General features: G+C 60.9%; 21 protein-coding genes. 15 read left to right on the forward strand and 6 right to left on the reverse strand.

Annotated elements, in window-relative coordinates; genetic code table 11:
• Positions 1-11 precede the first annotated feature (11 nt).
• Positions 12-428, forward strand: a complete 417-nt coding sequence (gene hisI, locus OU02_RS07140; protein WP_033489608.1) for a phosphoribosyl-AMP cyclohydrolase — start codon at positions 12-14, stop codon at positions 426-428.
• The gene (locus OU02_RS07145; RefSeq protein ID WP_033489609.1) at positions 425-1981 is read left to right on the forward strand and encodes a chorismate-binding protein; all 1557 of its coding nucleotides are present in this window, start codon (positions 425-427) and stop codon (positions 1979-1981) included. The genes hisI and OU02_RS07145 overlap by 4 nt, the downstream gene beginning before the upstream one ends.
• A gap of 86 nt (positions 1982-2067) precedes the next feature.
• Here OU02_RS07145 and OU02_RS08895 read toward each other — a convergent pair whose 3' ends face one another.
• Together OU02_RS08895 and OU02_RS07150 are read right to left on the reverse strand one after the other, a co-directional pair.
• Positions 2068-2217: a hypothetical protein gene (locus OU02_RS08895; protein ID WP_165362337.1), complete on the reverse strand. Its 150-nt coding sequence runs from the start codon at positions 2215-2217 to the stop codon at positions 2068-2070.
• 227 nt (positions 2218-2444) lie between these two features.
• Entirely contained in the window at positions 2445-2759 is a 315-nt protein-coding gene (locus tag OU02_RS07150; protein WP_033489610.1) for a hypothetical protein, read from the reverse strand.
• Positions 2760-2980: 221 nt separating this feature from the next.
• On the opposite strand from OU02_RS07150, the gene OU02_RS07155 reads away from it, so the two are divergent.
• The 13 genes from OU02_RS07155 (at position 2981) to OU02_RS07215 (ending at position 13355) form a co-directional block, all read left to right on the forward strand.
• Positions 2981-5065: a bifunctional indole-3-glycerol phosphate synthase/tryptophan synthase subunit beta gene (locus OU02_RS07155; protein WP_033489611.1), complete on the forward strand. Its 2085-nt coding sequence runs from the start codon at positions 2981-2983 to the stop codon at positions 5063-5065.
• A complete protein-coding gene (gene trpA, locus OU02_RS07160) occupies positions 5058-5954 on the forward strand; it encodes a tryptophan synthase subunit alpha (RefSeq protein ID WP_051918209.1) in 897 nt (298 codons plus the stop codon). The genes OU02_RS07155 and trpA overlap by 8 nt, the downstream gene beginning before the upstream one ends.
• Positions 5955-6038: 84 nt before the next feature.
• Positions 6039-6974 carry a prolipoprotein diacylglyceryl transferase gene (gene lgt, locus OU02_RS07165; RefSeq protein ID WP_033489612.1) on the forward strand — a complete coding sequence of 312 codons (936 nt, stop codon included), beginning with the start codon at positions 6039-6041 and terminating at the stop codon, positions 6972-6974.
• Positions 6975-7007: 33 nt separating this feature from the next.
• Positions 7008-7673: a ribulose-phosphate 3-epimerase gene (gene rpe, locus OU02_RS07170; protein WP_026643029.1), complete on the forward strand. Its 666-nt coding sequence runs from the start codon at positions 7008-7010 to the stop codon at positions 7671-7673.
• Positions 7674-7726: 53 nt separating this feature from the next.
• On the forward strand, positions 7727-7990 hold the full coding sequence (locus tag OU02_RS07175; RefSeq protein ID WP_033489613.1) for a phosphoribosyl-ATP diphosphatase: 264 nt from the start codon (positions 7727-7729) through the stop codon (positions 7988-7990).
• 65 nt (positions 7991-8055) lie between these two features.
• Positions 8056-8907, forward strand: coding sequence for an ATP phosphoribosyltransferase (hisG, locus tag OU02_RS07180; protein ID WP_026643031.1), 852 nt, complete (start codon positions 8056-8058; stop codon positions 8905-8907).
• A gap of 11 nt (positions 8908-8918) precedes the next feature.
• On the forward strand, positions 8919-9518 hold the full coding sequence (locus OU02_RS07185) for a CDP-alcohol phosphatidyltransferase family protein (RefSeq protein WP_033489614.1): 600 nt from the start codon (positions 8919-8921) through the stop codon (positions 9516-9518).
• Between the two features lie 3 nt (positions 9519-9521).
• Complete coding sequence (locus tag OU02_RS07190; protein WP_033489615.1) at positions 9522-10493, forward strand: DUF881 domain-containing protein; 972 nt, start codon at positions 9522-9524, stop codon at positions 10491-10493.
• Positions 10493-10825 (forward strand): small basic family protein, encoded by a 333-nt coding sequence (locus OU02_RS07195; protein WP_026643035.1) that lies wholly within the window; start codon positions 10493-10495, stop codon positions 10823-10825. The genes OU02_RS07190 and OU02_RS07195 overlap by 1 nt, the downstream gene beginning before the upstream one ends.
• 3 nt (positions 10826-10828) lie before the next feature.
• Positions 10829-11725 carry a DUF881 domain-containing protein gene (locus tag OU02_RS07200; protein WP_080720462.1) on the forward strand — a complete coding sequence of 299 codons (897 nt, stop codon included), beginning with the start codon at positions 10829-10831 and terminating at the stop codon, positions 11723-11725.
• A gap of 6 nt (positions 11726-11731) precedes the next feature.
• A complete protein-coding gene (locus OU02_RS07205) occupies positions 11732-12172 on the forward strand; it encodes an FHA domain-containing protein (protein ID WP_033489616.1) in 441 nt (146 codons plus the stop codon).
• A gap of 98 nt (positions 12173-12270) precedes the next feature.
• Complete coding sequence (locus OU02_RS07210; protein WP_101428640.1) at positions 12271-12933, forward strand: MerR family transcriptional regulator; 663 nt, start codon at positions 12271-12273, stop codon at positions 12931-12933.
• Positions 12930-13355: a hypothetical protein gene (locus tag OU02_RS07215; RefSeq protein ID WP_051918210.1), complete on the forward strand. Its 426-nt coding sequence runs from the start codon at positions 12930-12932 to the stop codon at positions 13353-13355. The genes OU02_RS07210 and OU02_RS07215 overlap by 4 nt, the downstream gene beginning before the upstream one ends.
• Before the next feature lie 137 nt (positions 13356-13492).
• Here OU02_RS07215 and OU02_RS07220 read toward each other — a convergent pair whose 3' ends face one another.
• The 4 genes from OU02_RS07220 to OU02_RS07235 all read right to left on the reverse strand — a co-directional run bounded on the left by OU02_RS07220 (position 13493) and on the right by OU02_RS07235 (position 17677).
• On the reverse strand, positions 13493-14224 hold the full coding sequence (locus tag OU02_RS07220; protein ID WP_033489617.1) for an HAD hydrolase-like protein: 732 nt from the start codon (positions 14222-14224) through the stop codon (positions 13493-13495).
• Between the two features lie 74 nt (positions 14225-14298).
• Positions 14299-14646, reverse strand: a complete 348-nt coding sequence (locus OU02_RS07225) for an RNA polymerase-binding protein RbpA (protein WP_033489618.1) — start codon at positions 14644-14646, stop codon at positions 14299-14301.
• Positions 14647-14725: 79 nt separating this feature from the next.
• A complete protein-coding gene (locus tag OU02_RS07230; RefSeq protein WP_033489619.1) occupies positions 14726-17326 on the reverse strand; it encodes a DEAD/DEAH box helicase in 2601 nt (866 codons plus the stop codon).
• Positions 17327-17359: 33 nt separating this feature from the next.
• Entirely contained in the window at positions 17360-17677 is a 318-nt protein-coding gene (locus tag OU02_RS07235) for a hypothetical protein (protein WP_033489620.1), read from the reverse strand.
• Positions 17678-17684: the final 7 nt, after the last annotated feature.

Consider the following 17684-nt stretch of genomic DNA (forward strand, 5'->3'; position numbering starts at 1 on the left):
CCAAAGTTTGGATGGAAACGATGAACGACGAACAATTCGACAATGCAGTGACACTCGACCCGCGCATCAAGGCGCGGCTCAAATACGACTCCCTCGGCTTGGTCGCCGCGGTGGTGCAGCAATACGATTCGCATGAAGTACTCATGGTGGGGTACATGGACGACGAAGCCCTGCGCCGCACACTCACCGAAGGGCGTGTGACGTTCTGGTCGCGTTCCCGGCAGGAGTATTGGCGCAAAGGCGACACATCGGGCCATGCGCAGTATGTGAAGGCCGTGCATCTGGATTGTGATGGCGACGCGTTGCTCGTCCAAGTGGACCAAGTGGGCGCCGCATGCCATACCGGCAAATATTCCTGTTTCGACGAAGGCGGACCGCTGCCGGTTGTGGTCGGCTCCCGTGACCACAGTGAGGGGGAGACGCGATGACGCAGTGCAGTGTGGCCAATCTGGAGTGGGGCGAAACTTGGCCCTCGCGCGAACAGTTCCGGACGCTGGCCGATGAAGGGTACCGCATCATCCCCATTGTGCGACGTCTGCTCGCCGATTCGATCACGCCGGTCGGATTCTATGAGCGTCTGGCGAACGGAAGGTCGGGCACCTTCATTCTCGAATCCGCGGAATACGGTGGATCATGGAGTCGATACAGCTTCATTGGCGTCAATTCCATGGCCCAGCTGCGTTCCGATGGCGGGCAGGCGAACTGGCTTGGCACCGTGCCTGTCGGCGTGCCCTCGCATGGCGATGTCATCGACGTGGCCCGTGCCACGCTCGATGTGCTCAAAGCGCCGCGCGTCGAAGGGCTGCCCAACCTCACCAGTGGATTGGTGGGCACCGTCGGATGGGACGCGATCCGGCATTGGGAACCCACGTTGCGCGCCACGGCGCCCGACGAGACGGGGCAGAACGAGCTCGTGCTCGCATTGGCGACCGACATCGCGGTCGTCGACCATGTCTCCGGTTCCATGTGGCTCATCGCCAATGCCGTGAACGTGGATGACAAGCCCACACGTGCGGATGAAGCGTATCGTGCCGCGGTCGCACGCCTCGACACGATGGAGCGCGATGCCGCGACGCCCACGCCCGGTGAATTCCGCGTCAACGTGCGCGACACATCCATACCCCAGCCGGAACTGCGTTTCCGCACCGCGAAACAGGTATATGAGCGGGCGGTCGAGCAATCGCGCCAGCACATCATTGACGGCGACGTGTTCCAGGTGGTCATCTCGCAGCGCCTCGACATCGATTCGCCAGCCGACCCGTTCGATGTCTACCGCGTGCTGCGCACCCTCAACCCCAGCCCGTACATGTACTTCATGGCGCTCACCGACGCGCAGGGTCGTGATTTCAATGTCATCGGATCGAGCCCCGAAACGCTCATCAAGGTTGACAACGGGCAGGCGATGACCTTCCCGATCGCGGGGTCACGTCCACGCGGCGCCACTCCGGAGGAAGACGAATTGTTGGCCAAGGAGCTGCTCGCCGATCCGAAGGAGACAAGCGAGCATGTCATGCTCGTCGATCTTTCGCGCAACGACCTGAGCCGGGTGTGCCTGCCGCAGACCGTCGAGGTCGTCTCGTTCATGGACATCAAACGGTTCAGCCACATCATGCACATCTGCTCGACCGTCACCGGAACGATCGACCCGGAGCTGTCCACGTTCGACGTGTTCACGTCCGCGTTCCCGGCGGGCACGCTTTCCGGCGCCCCCAAGCCGCGGGCGGTGGAGATCATCGACGAACTCGAACCCGCCGACCGTGGCATCTATGGCGGTACGATCGGCTACTTCGATTTCTCCGGCAACATGGACATGGCAATCGCCATCCGCACCGCGTTTATCCGCGACCATGAGGCCAGTGTGCAGGCCGGCGCGGGGCTTGTGCTTGATTCGGTGCCCGCTACCGAATGGCAGGAGACACGCAACAAGGCCGAAGCGAGTGTGGAGGCCATCCAGATCGCGGCCCAGCTCAAGCGTCTGTGATCCCGCATCACTGCGGCATATGACGGCAGCCCGCGGAACTTCATGTTCCACGGGCTGCCGTGTGGTATGTGGGGATGTATGCTGAACTACTCGGCCTTGTCTTCATGGTCCTTCTTGATTTCGTCGAGCTTGGCCTCTGCCTTGCCCTTGAGCTCACCGGCCTTCATCTTGATTTCGTCGGCTTTGACTTCCGCTTTGCCTTTGAGCTCACCGATTTTTTCTGCCATATCAGCCATAATCGGCTCCTTTCGTGGTTGCCGCCGTTTGTGCGGCTTGTCCCATTACACCATGAGCGGCGTGTGTGTCTGGCCGGATTCCTCGTGTGGGTGAAAAGCCATCCATCCACCCCATGGGGTGTGCCCATGCAGGAGTGCGGGCGTACCGGCATAAGGATGGGGGCTGCGGTCCTGATCGGATCGCAGCCCCCATCGAAACAGGCTATGCCTGAGGCCAAGCAGACGAATCAGTCATTAAGGTCCAGCTGACGGCCGAAACGCTCATTGAGCTCCACCTGATCCTCGGTGGCCTTGGCTTCCAGATTGGCTGCCTTGCCGGCTGCCTTGTCCTTCTTGTCGTCGGCCTTGTCGGTGATCTTCTCGAGCTTCTTCTCGGGATCGCCGGCGGCTTCGCGGATCTTGTTGTCTTCCTTGGCGATTTCCTTGGCCGCATGCTCTTCGGCGCGCTCGGCGCGCTTCTCGTCACGGTTGGCTTCATGCTCTTCGTGGCGCTCTTCCATGTGGTCCTTGAACTCTTCGAACTTTTCCTTGATATCTGCCATAACCGGCTCCTATCTACAAATGAATGCTACGTATTCATTAGACCACATTTCGCATCACGCCCCGGGCTTTTCGCCCTATAGGGAAAAACGGCGCGTCCGCATTCATGCCGCCTCCGGATGAGGTATCACGCCCACGGCTCACCATGCAAGACGGGGCTGCGGAGGTGACACCCGGTTGCTTTACAGTTACGCATGTCGGCTAACTCATTGAAGGAGGATCATTGTCTGTGCTTGACGAACTGGTAGCGGGCGCGTTGGAAGACCAACAGGCCCGTGAACGCGAAACGTCGCTGGATGAGCTGAAGGCCATGGCGGCCCAGGCTCCCGCCCCCCGTGACGCGAAGCGATGGCTCAGGCATGATGACGGCATTCCGGTGATCGCGGAGATCAAGCGCGCGTCACCGTCGAAGGGGCACCTCACCGACATCGAGCACCCGGGTGAGCTTGCGGCTGAATATGCCGCAGGCGGTGCATCCGCGATCTCGGTACTCACCGAAGGGCGCCGGTTCCTCGGCTCGCTCGCCGATCTCGACGAGGTGCGTGCAGCCGTCGATATCCCGGTGCTGCGCAAGGATTTCATCACCACTGACTACCAGATCTGGGAAGCGCGCGCGCATGGCGCCGATCTGGTGCTGCTCATCGTCGCCGCGCTCGGCGATGACGAACTGGCGCATCTGCTCACCCTGACGCACGAGCTCGGTATGACCGCCCTTGTGGAGACGCACACGCGCGAAGAAATCGACCGCGCGATAGCAGCCGGCGCGCAGGTGATCGGCATCAACGCGCGTAACCTGAAGAACCTCAGGGTCGATGTGGGCACATACCGCGAACTTGCAGGCAATCTGCCTAAAGATGTGATCAAAGTGGCCGAATCCGGCGTGTTCGGCGCGGTCGAAGTGCAGGACTACGGGCGTGCCGGTGCGGACGCCGTGCTCGTGGGCGAAGGTGTGGCCACGGCGGACGACCATGAACTCGCAGTACAACGTCTAGTAAAGGCAGGAGCAACAGTGAAAGCGTCGGAACGAACCCCGCTGAGCACGCACGAAGGGCCGTACTTCGGCGAATACGGCGGCCGGTATGTGCCAGAGGCGCTCGTCAGCGCCCTCGATGAACTCGAGCATGTGTACGATCAGGCCAAGGCCGATCCGGAATTCCACAAGGAGCTCGCACGTCTCAACAAGCAGTATGTCGGGCGCCCATCTCCGCTCACCGAAGCGCCGCGCTTCGCCGAGCGCCTCAAGGAACGTACCGGCTTGGACGCGCGCGTCTTCCTCAAACGTGAGGACCTCAACCATACCGGCGCGCACAAGATCAACAACGCGATCGGACAGGCGTTGCTCGTCAAGCGCATGGGCAAGACGCGCGTCATCGCCGAGACCGGCGCGGGCCAGCACGGCGTGGCCACCGCCACCGTATGCGCGATGATGGGACTCAAGTGCCGCATTTACATGGGGCAGATTGACGCGCGCCGCCAGGCGCTCAATGTGGCCCGCATGCGCATGCTCGGCGCCGAGGTCGTAGAGGTCACCCTTGGCGACCGCATCCTCAAGGACGCGATCAACGAGGCGTTGCGCGACTGGGTCACCAATGTGGAAGACACCCATTACCTGCTCGGCACCGTGGCCGGACCTCACCCGTTCCCCGCGATGGTGCGTGACTTCCAGAAGATCATCGGCGAAGAAGCCAAGGAACAGCTGCAGGAGTGGTATGGCATCGACCATCCTGACGCGATCTGCGCATGCGTGGGCGGCGGTTCGAACGCAATCGGCATCATGAACGCGTTCCTCGACGACGACCGGGTGAACCTGTACGGGTTTGAAGCCGGTGGCGAAGGGCCTGAATCCGGACGGCACGCAATCCGGTTCGCACCGGGTACAGGAGAGCTTGGCATGTTCCAAGGTGCCAAGAGCTACCTGCTGGAGAGCTCGGAAGGCCAGACACTCGACACCTATTCCATCTCCGCCGGTCTCGACTATGCGTCCGTCGGTCCCGAGCACGCATGGCTCAAGGACATCGGCCGCGTCACCTATTCCTGGGCCACCGACGGAGAGGCGATGAGCGCGTTCAAGGACCTGTGCGAGACCGAGGGCATCATTCCCGCCATCGAAAGCTCGCATGCCATCGCCGGTGCCTATAAGGCGGCGCTCGACCTCAAAGCCAAGGGCTACGAGCATCCGGTGATGATCGTCAATGTCTCGGGACGCGGCGACAAAGACATGAACACGGCCGGCAAGTGGTTCGGCTATCTGACCGATGAACAGAGCAAGGCACTCGAAGCGAACGGAGCACAGGGCAACAATGCGTGAATTCAACGAAACGATCATCGAAGTGGAACAGGACGGCACACCCTCGGGCCAGCCGTTGGGCATCAGCCATACACCGAGCCGTTGCGGTGAACTCTTCGACCGCTACAAAGAACGCAATATGCCTGCCTTCATCGGCTATCTGCCTTTCGGGTTCCCTGATACGGAATTGTCCCTTGAGGCTTTCCGCACCATGGTCGACAACGGGGTGGATATCGTGGAGATCGGCCTGCCGTATTCCGACCCGGTCATGGATGGTCCGGTGATCCAGGCGGCCAGCCAGATCGCACTGCGCAATGGCGAGCGCATCGCCGACGTGTTCCGCGCCGTGGAGACGGTGGCCAACGCCGGTGGCATCCCTCTCATCATGAGCTATTGGAACCTCATCTTCCATTACGGTGTGGAACGTTTTGCCACCGATTTCGCGAACGCGGGCGGCGCAGGACTCATCACCCCTGATCTGATTCCGGATGAGGCGGGGGAGTGGATCGAGGCGTCCGACCGCCATGGGCTTGACCGCATCTTCCTGGTATCGCCCGATTCCACCGACGAGCGTCTGCGCATCGTCGCGCAGAATGCACGCGGGTTCGTCTATGCAGCATCGCGCATGGGCGTGACCGGTGAACGCGACACGATCAACGCGTCGCCGGAGCGGCTTGTGGCGCGCACCCGTGCGGCCGGAGCGCAGAACGTGTGCGTTGGCATCGGCGTCTCCACCCCGCAGCAAGGCGCGACCGTCGGTCAATACGCCGATGGCGTCATCGTGGGGTCGGCCCTTGTGCATACGCTGCTCGACGACCAAGGCGATATCAAGGATCCGGTGCAGGGCATGGGCGCTCTGGCCAATACGACCGCCTCCTTGGCCGAAGCCATCCACCACTGCAGGCTGTAAGCCGAAGCCATACGGCTGTTGGGTGGGGGCACACCGCGGTGCGGCCCCACCCAATATCGTTTGCGGCCGCTACCATCGGGCAGTATGAACCTCGCCTATATACCGTCGCCGACCATCTCGGAATTCCAGATCGGTCCCGTGACGATTCACATCTATGCCCTCACCATGCTCCTTGGCATCATCGCCGCGGTATGGATCACCAGCATCCGTTGGAAGCGGTACGGCGGCACATTTGACCAGATCCTCGACACGTCGTTGGTCGCGGTGCCCTGCGGCATCATCGGTGCGCGCCTGTACCACATCATTACCACGCCGGAACGCTTCTTCGGCCCCAACGGCGATTGGGTGGAGATATTCCGCATCTGGAACGGTGGCCTTGGCATCTGGGGCGCGATTGTGCTCGGCGCCCTTGGCGCGTGGGCGTGGATGCGGCACAAGCACTACCCGATGGCATTGCTCGCCGATGCCATCGCACCGGCGTTGCTTGTGGCCCAGGCTATTGGCCGCTTGGGTAATTGGTTCAACCAAGAGTTGTATGGCAAGCCGACGACGCTTCCATGGGGGCTGAAACTCAACACGCAGGGCACGGCCATCGGCAACAGCGAACAATGCTACGACGGCGCCACATGTCCGACCGGCACGCTGTTCCATCCCACGTTCCTGTACGAGATGATCTGGAACCTCATCGGCGCCGCGCTCATCATCTGGATCGGACGCAAGACCGTGCAACTGCTCAAGGCTGGATCGCTGTTCGCGCTGTATGTGATCTGGTATACGGCGGGCCGCACATGGATCGAGATGTTGCGCATCGATTTCTCGCACGAGATTCTCGGTTTGCGGGTCAATGTCTGGGTCTCTATCTGTGTGTTCATCGCCGGCGTCATCGCGTTCATCGTCATCCAACGGGTCGGTCGGCCCACGCCCCTGCTCGCCGAACGGCTGCGCACATCGACCGAGCTCGAGGCACGTGAGCTCCTTGAACGGGAGCAGGAGCGCAAAGCCAAGCCTTCGCGGAACTGACGTTCGTCGCCAAGCCAATTTAGAATGGGAATCATGGAAATTCAAATCGCACCAAGCATCCTATCCGCGGATTTCTGCAATCTTGAGCGGGATCTTGAGAAGATCTCCAATGCCGACATGGTTCACGTCGACGTGATGGACCACCATTTCGTGCCGAATCTGACCATCGGTGAGCCCGTCGTCAAGCGCATCTGCGAAGTCACCGACCTGCCGGTCGACGTACATCTGATGATCGAGGACCCGGACCGTTGGGCGCCCGGGTACGCTGAGCGCGGTGCGCATTCCGTCACCTTCCACATGGGAGCCACTCACGCTCCGGTGCGTCTGGCCCGCCAGCTGCACGACATGGGTTGCGAAGCATGGTTCGCGGTGCGTCCGGCCGAACCGGTCGAACCGATTTTCGACATCCTCGAGGAATTCGACACAATCCTCATCATGACGGTCGAGCCGGGCTTCGGTGGTCAGAAGTTCCTCGCCAACCAGATGGCCAAGGTGCGCCGTTTGCGCGACGAGATCACCCGCCGTGGACTCAAGACCAACATCCAGGTCGACGGCGGCGTCAGCCCCACGACCGCGCCGATTGTGGCCGAAGCCGGCGCCAATATCCTCGTGGCCGGTTCCGCCGTATACGGCGCCGAAGACCCAGCGGCGGCCATCAACCAGATTCGCGACGCGGCGGCTGCCGCTTACCGCGACTGAGCGCATACGTGCCGAACCAGTCCCCATTGTTGGAAAGAGAGCATCACCACACCATGAAAACGTTTGAATCGCTGTTCGAAGAGCTCAGCGCCAAGGCCGCCGCAGGCACCGAAGGGTCCAAGACCGTCGACGAGCTCGCCAAGGGCACGCATTTCATTGGCAAGAAAATCATCGAAGAGGCCGGTGAGACTTGGATTGCCGCCGAATACGAGGGCGCGGACCGCACCGCGGAAGAGATGAGCCAGCTGCTGTACCATGTGCAGGTCATGATGATTGACCGTGGCATCACGCTCGACGATATTTACAAGAATCTGTGAGGACGACGCCCCGAAGGCGCCTTGCCGTTGCGCCCCCTGCACGGCACAACATCTGGAGGAACACCATGCTGCGAATCGCAGTACCCAACAAAGGCATGCTCTCAGAACCGGCATGGACCATGCTTTCCGAAGCCGGCTACCGCCTGCGGAGCAACCCACGCCAACTTGTTGTGGAAGACCCCGACAACGATGTGGAGCTGTTCTACCTGCGTCCGCTCGACATCGCCGTGTATGTGGGTCGGGGCACCATCGACGTCGGTATCACCGGCCATGACCTGTTGCTGAACTCGGGCACTGACGCCGAAGAAGTGATGGACTTGGGATTCGGTGCTTCGACGTTCCGCTTCGCCGCCCCACAGGACTCCGACATCCGTGAGCTCGCTGACATCCAAGGCAAGCGCGTGGCGACCTCGTTCGACAAGCTTGTGCACGACTATCTTGTGGAGCAGGGTATCGAAGCTGAAACGATTCATCTGGATGGCGCGGTGGAATCATCGGTGCAGCTCGGTGTGGCCGACCTCATCGCCGACGTGGTGTCGACGGGCACCACGCTGCGCAATGCGGGTCTGCGCATTTTCGCCGACCCGATTGTGCATTCCGAAGCGGTGCTGATTCGATCCCCGCGTCTGGACGCGCGGGATGACCGGCTCATTCGTCTGACGCGACGTCTGCAGGGCGTACTCACCGCCAAACGGTATGTGCTGATGGACTTCGACATCCCAGTCGAGAAGGTTTCGGCGGCAGTGTCGGTCACGCCCGGTTTTGAAAGCCCCACAATCTCCCCATTGCACGACAAGCAGTGGTCCGCGGTGCGCGTCATGGTGCCCAAGGCGCAGGTCAATCAGGTCATGGACCAACTGTACGAGGTCGGGGCGCGTGGCATCATCGTCACGGCGATCCAGGCGTCGCGCATGTAGGCTGTGGTTGTATGGCCTCTGAAGACAGCAAATACAGTCCGGAAGCCCGCGATGTGATTGTCACGGTACCCAACGCGATCAGCGCGCTGCGCATCGTCTCGATCCCGTTCATCGCATGGCTCATCGCCGGACACCGCATGGTGGGGGCGTTGGTCTTGCTCGCCATCTCGTCGGCATCCGATGGCGTCGACGGGCTCATCGCGCGCAAATGCAATCAGGTGAGCAAGATCGGGCAGATCCTCGATCCGATCGCCGACCGTCTGCTCATCCTGTGCAGCATCCTCGCACTTGCCGTGTGTAATGTGGTGCCATGGTGGATGGTTGGGCTCGTACTTGCGCGCGACGTAATCATGGGCATCCTCACCCTTGCGTTGGCCCAGCGCGATTACGGGCCGCTGCCGGTGCATTTCGTCGGCAAGACGGGCACGGCGGTGCTGCTCATCTCGATTGTCGGCCTGATGGTGGCCGATATCGACCGGTCATTCATGCCGTTCAACTGGCTACACTTGGCTGCCATCGCCTGCGCCATCTGGGGCATTGGACTATATTGGCTTGCAGGCGTGCTGTATCTGCGCCAAGGAATATCGTTGCTTCGCAAGGATCGAGAATAACCATTGCCACAAGAGCATTCCACACCGCCGGCGTACCCGGTTCCCCCCAATCAGGAACCGGTGCGTCGGCGCGCTGTGTTTTCGGCGGGGTTCGCCAACCTTCCTTCGCACCATGCGCAAGCACTCGATGAAGTCTCGCACGCTCCAAGGCGTAGGCGTACCGGAGCCGATTCGCTGCAACTCATCGACGATTTGATCAATCGCCCGGTTGACCAGTTGTACAGTGACGCCCGGTTGGTGAACAAGCCGGATTCCAAGATTGTGTATTGGGGCACCCGCATAGTCGTGTTCCTCATCTGCATCGCAGTCGGGTTCGCCGGCTGTCAGTTCGTGCGCCTACTCAACACCGACCCCCGAAAACAGGTGCGCGAATCGTTGGCGAGCGAACTGACCGCGGAGAACGCCCATCTCGAATCGCTTGAATCGGAGAACATGGACCTGCGCAAGCAGATCGAAGCACAATCGGCGTCCGCCACACAATCGGCGGCCGAACGCATCGTGAAAGAGAACGAGGCGGCGGCTGGCGCGACGGCGGTCGAGGGGGAGGGGATCGTCATGACGATTGCGAATCCGCTTGCCGCGCGCAACGATGACGCCAGATCATTGCCGAGGGAAGCCACGGCGGACCGCCTGCGCATCGTCACCGACACCGACCTGCAGTTGCTCGTCTCATTGATGTGGCAACACGGTGCTGAGGCGATTGCGGTCAACGACAACCGTCTGGGAGTGCAGACGTCGATCCGCACTGCCGGAAACTCAATTCTCATCGGCACCACGGCCATTGAAAGCCCATACAAAATTCAGGCGATAGGCGACAAGAACGCGCTGGCGGACGCGATGAGCGAACGGTCGCTCCCCGCGCTGTACAGTGATTTCAACAGGTCGGGCATGCATCCGCAGATCAGCAAAACCGATTCGATGCGTCTGGAGGCGGCGCCTATCGGCAAGCTGACCTATGCACAGAAGGAGGAGTGATGGCAGCAGTACTCGGACTCATCATCGGAGTGGTCGTGGGATTGTTCGTGCGACCGGATATCCCCATATTCCTGCAGCCGTACCTGCCGATCATGGTGGTGGCGGCGCTTGACGCGCTGCTTGGCGCCGCGCGGTCGTATTTCGAACGCAACTTCTCCGACAAGGTCTTTGTGATTTCGTTCCTTTCGAACGTCGTCACCGCAACCCTGCTCGTGCTCCTCGGCAACCAGCTGGGGGTTGGTTCGCAGTTGTCCACGGCCGTGATTGTGGTACTCGGCATCCGTATCTTCTCGAACGTCTCGGCAATCCGCCGGTTCATTTTCCAGGGGTGAGGCATGGGCAACGCACACACACCGCCACAGCCGCCGCGTGACGAGCCGGATGTTGGAGGCCAGCCGGCGCAGGAACCCGACCTCATCAAGAAAATCGTCTCACAGCACAACAAAGACAAGGTCAACGACAACACGCAGACCGGTGCATTCCCGGTGGTGGGCAAGCGCAAGGCCAAGGCCAAAGGCAAGGCCAAGCGACTGTCCACGTCATCCCGTTCGCTCAAGGCGCGCTTGGGCACCGGCGTGCTCATCGCCGTGCTGTGCGCGCTGCTCGCCTACGGGTATGTGATCCAGATCAACAACAAGGACCTCACCTACGAGACGATGAGCGAGACCGAACTGACCCGCCTGATCAGCGAGAGCAACACACAGGTGCAGCGACTCGAACAGCGCAAGGCCGAACTGACCAGGCAATTGAACTCGCTTGAGGAAGCCGCCGACAAAGAGGCACAGGCCGCGCAGATCGCGAAGGAAAACGAGGAAGCGAGCGGTATCCTGTCGGGCAGGCTGCCGGCCCACGGCAAGGGCATTGTCGTGCGCATCACGCAAGGCACCAAAGCGCCGATTGACGCCTCGACGATGTTCAACCTCATCGAGGAGCTGCGCAACGGCGGCGCCGAGGTCATCGCCATCAACAATGTGCGCGTCGTGACGTCCACCTACGTCAGCGAGTCGGACAACGGGCTCATCTGCGACGGCAAACTGCTCGAAGCGCCCTATGTGGTCAAAGCGATCGGCGACCCGTCCAACCTGCAGAACGCGGTGAACCTCGCCGGTGGCGTCGGATCGCGGCTGACCGTGAAATACGGCGCGACCGTCACCACGGAAGTCTCGGATGACGTCAATATCACCCAGACCCAGCCGGTTGAACGGTATAAGTTCGCAAAGATTGTAGAATAGGGAATTATGACAGATCCGATTCCAAGCGCAGGCGAGACGACCATCATCGGCTTGCCCGCCATTCAATTTCCAGTAACCAGTTCAGGCGACCGCCCGCTGACGCAGGAGGACCTCGAGACCATCACACGGCTCGCCGACAATACGGCATTGCTCATCGCCACACGTTCCGCGCTTTCCGGCTCGCGCTACCTGCTCGATGAGGACGAAGTGACAGTGGGTCGTGATCCCAAGTCGGACATCCTGCTTGACGATTCCACCGTCTCCCGCTCGCATGCGGTGTTCCGCCGCGTGAACGGGCAGTACGAGGTCGTGGACGCGGGAAGCCTCAACGGCACCTATGTCAACCGTCAACGCGTCGATCAGGCGTTGCTCAAAAACGGCGACGAAATCATGATCGGCAAATTCAGGCTCGTCTATTTCACCAATTCAGCTATCCGCGGACGATGAATGCGCCGTTGACCAGACGCCATGGGGCACCCGCACACCTTGGTGATGAGGATTCACCGAAGTATGTGGATGTGCCATTGATCGATGTCGATGATGTGATGGTGCAGGGGGAGTTGTTTCCCCTACGCGATCTGCATGAACCGTTGTTCGGGTACCGCGGTACCGTAGCCTCACGTGTGGCGGGCATCACGTACCGGCAGCTCGATTATTGGGCGCGCAAACGCATCGTTGTGCCGTCCATCGCGCCATCGACCGGTTCGGGATCGCGCCGCCTGTATGCCTTCCGCGATGTCGTCATTCTGGCCGTGTCGAAGAAACTGCTCGACATCGGTGTGAACCTGCAGAACGTGACGAACGCGGTCGAATACCTGATGCGCCAGCCTTCAGACCGTCTTGAGCACATGACGATCCTCTGTGACGGGCAGCAGGTCGAGGAATGCGTCGAAGGCGAGCAGATGGCGCGGATGCTCAGCAGGGGAGAGGCGGTGTTCGGCGTATCCGTTGGTGCGCTGTGGCACCGCATCCAAGATGCCCTCGCCACGGAAGAGCATGTGGAGGTGACCGATGCCGCTGTCATTGATCGGTCACTGCCGGTCAACCGTTTGGCTGCGGAACGCCTGCGTGAGACGCTCGACAAACGGCGTGTCCAACGTGAGGCGATACTGTCCGCAACGGATTCTGGTGCCGTTTCGCCAACACTGGCCGACGTGGATCAGACAGCGGCGGATCAGCCCATATTGAGTCAAGGAGCATTGTCATGAACGCTTTACCAGCCATCCTGTGGATTATCGGCGCCGCCGTGGCATTGCTTGTCTGTGTGGTGACCGTGATGAGCAGTCATTACCGGGACGGCCGTGCCAATGATGTGCGTCCGGTGACCTGGACGGTGATTGGCGGCCATGTGGCCTCATTCGTCCTATTGGCGGCGCCATACGTGGTGTATCTGGCGAACAGTGCGTCAATCGGCGCACATGCGCGGTCGTTGTACACCAAACTCGGCTGGGCATCCGCGGCTGTGGCCGTGGTGCTGGTGATGGTCGAGCTTGTGCTGATGTATCTGCAGGCACGTCGTGCAATGCTTGCACAGGAGGCACGTGCCAGCGCGCAACAGGAAGCGCCAGCGCCGTCTGAGCGCTGCGGCAGTGACGGCGATGACGAAGACAAACCGTCATCGCTGTGGTGAGTCTTGTGCACAGCCAATGGGACACAAAACAGCGGGTATCAATCATCGGGGGACGATTGATACCCGCTGAACAGATATGCCAGATATTGCTAATCTGACATAACGTACATTATCGGCTAAATGGGGATTACCGTGACTTATGCCGCGGCCTTGTCCACGAAGTATTCCTCCACGGCCCCAGACAGCTCGGCCACATGGTCGATCACACGGTATGCGCCATGTTCAACCAGCTCGTTCGGCTCAGCGTACCCCCAGCCGCACCCCAGACAATCCAATGCGCATTCCTTGGCGCCATCCACATCGGTCCAACGGTCACCGACCATGAGCGCTCGGTCACCGAGCTCGCGGTCGAACCCGATGTTGTCGAATGCGTACCGGATCACCGAGGCCTTGTCCACGCGCGAATTGTCGGTGCTGGCACCATAGATGCCATCGACGAGTTCGGTGATGTGGAAATGGTCGCACACCGGCTTCGCTTGGTATTCGGGCTTGCATGTGGCCACAGCAAGGTAATATCCGGCTTCGCGCAGCTTGGCGAGCTGTTCGGGAATGCCTGGATACAGTGTGTTGTACAGCCGTCCCGGCACTTTTTGCCCGGGGTTGTTCGGATCGTCGAACACTGCGGCGTCGCCGTAATAATGCCGGTACACACGCACGGCCTTGTCGAGCTTGTCGTCGGGAATATGGTTGCGTTTCATCGATTCGAAGATCGCCGGCCCGATGAAACGCTGCAGTTCCGCCTGGTCCGGGACCGGCACGCCGACCGCTTCGAACGCCTTGATCACACAGGCGATGATGCCCGGATCTGATTTGGTCAATGTACCGTCGAGGTCCAACAGGACCACACGTTGTGGATGAGCGAATTCCATGACGCCTCTTCCCTAGTTTGTCGATTAGTCATTCGAAGTCGCGTCCCAGCGATGTGAGGCGCGCATGGCCGGACTCACTCGTAATCCGGAATCCAGCCATCCCGGTGCATTTGGAGGCGCTTGTCAAGCAGGGTCTTCAGTTCATCCTCGGTGCGGCGTTCCAGAAGCATGTCCCAGTGCGTACGGGTCGGTTTGACGATGTCGTCGCCAGTATTGTCCTTGTCATCCTCACGATGCGCGGTCGCGCCGCAACGGCACTCCCACTCGTTCGGAATGTCGGCGCCTTCGGCGAACGGCAGGATGGTACGGTGCCCGCGTGGGCATACATATGCGACCTCCATGCGCGCCGCGAAATCGACATTGTCGTCGGACTCGAGCGACTTCGCTCCGATGCTCATGCCGCGTAGGCTGCGTTCCGCCATGCTTGTGCCTCCTCTTGATTACACAACGATTCCACGCTACAAAACAGTTCGGACGATGGTTTTATTCCTGACGGTGGGGTCAGTCGACTCCGGAATACGCCACAATGCCGCGGTTCACTGCGTCAAACGCCTCACGTGCCCGGGCGGCGAGCATGGCGTGCTGCTCCCCCATGTACGGTTCGGCCGCGGCAATCTGCTGCAACACATCAGCAAGGCGCTTCGCGTTGCGCACGAAGTCTCCGCCTGTCAATTCGGTGTGCTCGAGCACCTGCGACAGGCCGTCGCCGCAGGACCAGTCGTAGATGATGTCCACGATGCCGAAATCCAGTGGCTGCAGGTAGCTGTCCATACCGGCGTCCTCACACAACACCAGCACCTGTTCGTCGAGGTACTTGAGTTCGCGCGCACGCTGGGCCACCATGCCGTGTGGCCCGCCCGGGTACCGGCGGGGTTCTCCCCCTTCGCCACGGCGCGCCTCGTACAGCAACGACGAGAGCAACGCCGCGATCTGTGGGGTCGACAGATCGTCGAGCACGCCTTCAGTGATGGCCTGAGCCAAAACGAGGTCGCGTTCGGAATACAGGCGGCGCAGCAACTGGCCCTGTTCGGTGAGCGTATAGTCGCGCACACCGTCGTGATCAGCGCGTTCCAAGTACCCCAGACGGTCGAGGATCTCGCAGATGCGGTCGAAGTGGCGTGCCACGGAACCGGTGCGCGAATCATACCGCTGGCGCAGACGTTCCAGTTCACGCGTCTCACGCGTCCACCGGTGTCCCCACTTCATGTGGTCCTGGAAATCCGGGCACTGCTTGCACGGATGATCGTGCTCAAGATCCTTGAGCTTGGCGATCTTGGCGTCCAGCTGCCGGAAGGCGCGGGATTTGTCCGCATTCGTGGCGAACACCTCATGTTTGAGCCTGCGGCGCTCATTCTTCTGCAACTCGTTGAGTTGCATGCGGATGCGCAACAGGTCGGTGAAATCACCGTATTCACACGTCATAGCATCGGCATAGCCAGCAATGGCCGCGGTGAGTGTTTCGATGCGCGCCTCGATCTGCCACGCCGATTCGTTGGCCTCCCACTGGGCGAACGAATGGTCAAGCGTGATGCGCGCCGTCTCGTAATCACTCGTGTTGAGCAGATTGACGGCCATGTTGAACGTCGGTTTGAAGCTCGAGTGCAGCGGGTAGACGCGCTTGCTCGATAGCGCGACCGCTGTTTCCGGCGTGAATCCACGGTGGTCCACGACGATGGCGTTGCCGATGGTGTCGATGCCACGGCGGCCGGCACGGCCGGTCAGCTGCGTGTACTCCCCCGGCGTAAGGCCCACGATGCCGGTGCCATCGTATTTTTCGAGTTTCTCAATGACGACACTGCGCGCTGGCATGTTGATGCCGAGGGCAAGCGTCTCCGTGGCGAACACCACCTTGATGAGTCCCTCTTCAAACAGACGCTCTACGATCTGCTTGAACAACGCCACCATGCCGGCGTGGTGCGCGGCGAACCCCTCTTCGAGGGCATGGCGGAACCGCGAGAAATGCAGAGTCTTCAGGTCGTCGTGCGTCAGCTGGCCCTCGATCATCTCATCGACGATGCTGCGGATGCGCAACGCCTCATCATCGGTCGTGAGACAAAGACCGGCGTCAAGGCACTGGTCCACCGCCTCATCGCAGCCGTTGCGGGAGAAGATGAAGTAGATCGCAGGCAGCATCCCCAGGAAATTGAGTTCATCGACCACCGCCCAGCGTCTAGGCTGGTATCGCTCCACCTGACGGCTGGCGCGCTTCTCGGGCCGCCCGTGGCGACCATGCCCTTTTCGGCGTTCGGCGCGTTCGGCGCCGCGCCTGCGCTGCTCGCGGCGTGTATACTCATCGAGCCTATGGCTCAGGCGCGCATTGAGCTTGGTGGTGGGCCTCCCCTGCCCGTCGTGCTGGTACAGGTCGAACAGCTCGGGTTCCGTGCGTGGGTCGCGTTGGATCAGCACGTACTGTTCGAGCGGCACCGGTCGGTGTTCCGAGACGACGAGCTTGGTTTCGCCGCGCACCGACGCGATCCAGTGCGCGAAATCCTCCACGTTCGAGACCGTGGCGGACAGACCGACGATGCGCACCGACTGCGGCAGGTGGATGATGACCTCTTCCCATACGGGGCCACGGAACCGGTCGGCCAGATAATGCACCTCATCGAGCACGACATACCGCAACGCCTGCAGCGTTGTGGAATGCTCATAGAGCATGTTGCGCAACACCTCGGTCGTCATGACCACGATGTCGGCCTCGGAATTGATCGAGGTGTCACCGGTGAGCAAACCTACTTTATCCGGGCCATACAACGCCACGAGATCATGGTATTTCTGGTTGCTCAACGCCTTGATCGGCGTGGTGTAGAAAGCTTTTGCGTTCTGCTGCTGTGCCAGATAGACCGCGAAGTCGGCCACCACGGTCTTGCCCGCGCCGGTGGGGGCCGCCACCAGTACATTGGACCCCTGCTCCAACGCTTCGTTGGCATCCGTCTGGAACCGGTCGAGCTCGAACGGCAGTGTGTCGGCGAATCTGGCCGCGACGGATAGGCGTTGCCTCTTGACGCGGTCGAACCGTGCATACCGTTCGGACGGTGTCAGCTCACGTTCCTCGCCCGCATCGTCTGGCGATGATTTCCTTGGCCTGTGATGACGTGCCATAACCCTTCATCTCGTCATAATCAATCGGTGATATCAGTCATTGAATGTGGACCAGCGGCGCCATGTGCGCGCATGACGGTCCTCACGCTGTTGGCGGCGTTCGATGACCTGCACATGGGCATCGGAGTACCGTTCCGCGGCCACACGCAATGGTTCGGTGAAAATCGGGCGCTGGGGCGCCTGAACAGTGCTGTCATGCTCACTCATGCGGCCCAGTCGTTCCGAGATCTGTGCGCCGGTCTCACTGACATTGCGCAGTGCGCGCATGCCATGCACCGCCGCATACATGCAGCCGGCGATGAGCATGCCGAGCATGAACAGCGCAAGAACAAGCCAAACCCACCAAGGCATGGGGTCA

Source organism: Bifidobacterium pseudolongum subsp. pseudolongum DSM 20099 (assembly GCF_000771225.1).
GTDB lineage: Bacteria > Actinomycetota > Actinomycetes > Actinomycetales > Bifidobacteriaceae > Bifidobacterium > Bifidobacterium pseudolongum.

Excerpts from the sequence above, each read along its gene's own strand:
- hisI (WP_033489608.1), top strand. The coding sequence starts at position 12 with ATGGAAACGATGAACGACGAACAATTCGACAATGCAGTGACACTCGAC.
- OU02_RS07145 (WP_033489609.1), top strand. The coding sequence starts at position 425 with ATGACGCAGTGCAGTGTGGCCAATCTGGAGTGGGGCGAAACTTGGCCC.
- OU02_RS08895 (WP_165362337.1), bottom strand. The coding sequence starts at position 2,217 with ATGGCTGATATGGCAGAAAAAATCGGTGAGCTCAAAGGCAAAGCGGAA.
- OU02_RS07150 (WP_033489610.1), bottom strand. The coding sequence starts at position 2,759 with ATGGCAGATATCAAGGAAAAGTTCGAAGAGTTCAAGGACCACATGGAA.
- trpA (WP_051918209.1), top strand. The coding sequence starts at position 5,058 with ATGCGTGAATTCAACGAAACGATCATCGAAGTGGAACAGGACGGCACA.
- lgt (WP_033489612.1), top strand. The coding sequence starts at position 6,039 with ATGAACCTCGCCTATATACCGTCGCCGACCATCTCGGAATTCCAGATC.
- rpe (WP_026643029.1), top strand. The coding sequence starts at position 7,008 with ATGGAAATTCAAATCGCACCAAGCATCCTATCCGCGGATTTCTGCAAT.
- OU02_RS07175 (WP_033489613.1), top strand. The coding sequence starts at position 7,727 with ATGAAAACGTTTGAATCGCTGTTCGAAGAGCTCAGCGCCAAGGCCGCC.
- hisG (WP_026643031.1), top strand. The coding sequence starts at position 8,056 with ATGCTGCGAATCGCAGTACCCAACAAAGGCATGCTCTCAGAACCGGCA.
- OU02_RS07185 (WP_033489614.1), top strand. The coding sequence starts at position 8,919 with ATGGCCTCTGAAGACAGCAAATACAGTCCGGAAGCCCGCGATGTGATT.
- OU02_RS07195 (WP_026643035.1), top strand. The coding sequence starts at position 10,493 with ATGGCAGCAGTACTCGGACTCATCATCGGAGTGGTCGTGGGATTGTTC.
- OU02_RS07200 (WP_080720462.1), top strand. The coding sequence starts at position 10,829 with ATGGGCAACGCACACACACCGCCACAGCCGCCGCGTGACGAGCCGGAT.
- OU02_RS07205 (WP_033489616.1), top strand. The coding sequence starts at position 11,732 with ATGACAGATCCGATTCCAAGCGCAGGCGAGACGACCATCATCGGCTTG.
- OU02_RS07210 (WP_101428640.1), top strand. The coding sequence starts at position 12,271 with ATGGTGCAGGGGGAGTTGTTTCCCCTACGCGATCTGCATGAACCGTTG.
- OU02_RS07215 (WP_051918210.1), top strand. The coding sequence starts at position 12,930 with ATGAACGCTTTACCAGCCATCCTGTGGATTATCGGCGCCGCCGTGGCA.
- OU02_RS07220 (WP_033489617.1), bottom strand. The coding sequence starts at position 14,224 with ATGGAATTCGCTCATCCACAACGTGTGGTCCTGTTGGACCTCGACGGT.
- OU02_RS07225 (WP_033489618.1), bottom strand. The coding sequence starts at position 14,646 with ATGGCGGAACGCAGCCTACGCGGCATGAGCATCGGAGCGAAGTCGCTC.
- OU02_RS07230 (WP_033489619.1), bottom strand. The coding sequence starts at position 17,326 with ATGGCACGTCATCACAGGCCAAGGAAATCATCGCCAGACGATGCGGGC.
- OU02_RS07235 (WP_033489620.1), bottom strand. The coding sequence starts at position 17,677 with ATGCCTTGGTGGGTTTGGCTTGTTCTTGCGCTGTTCATGCTCGGCATG.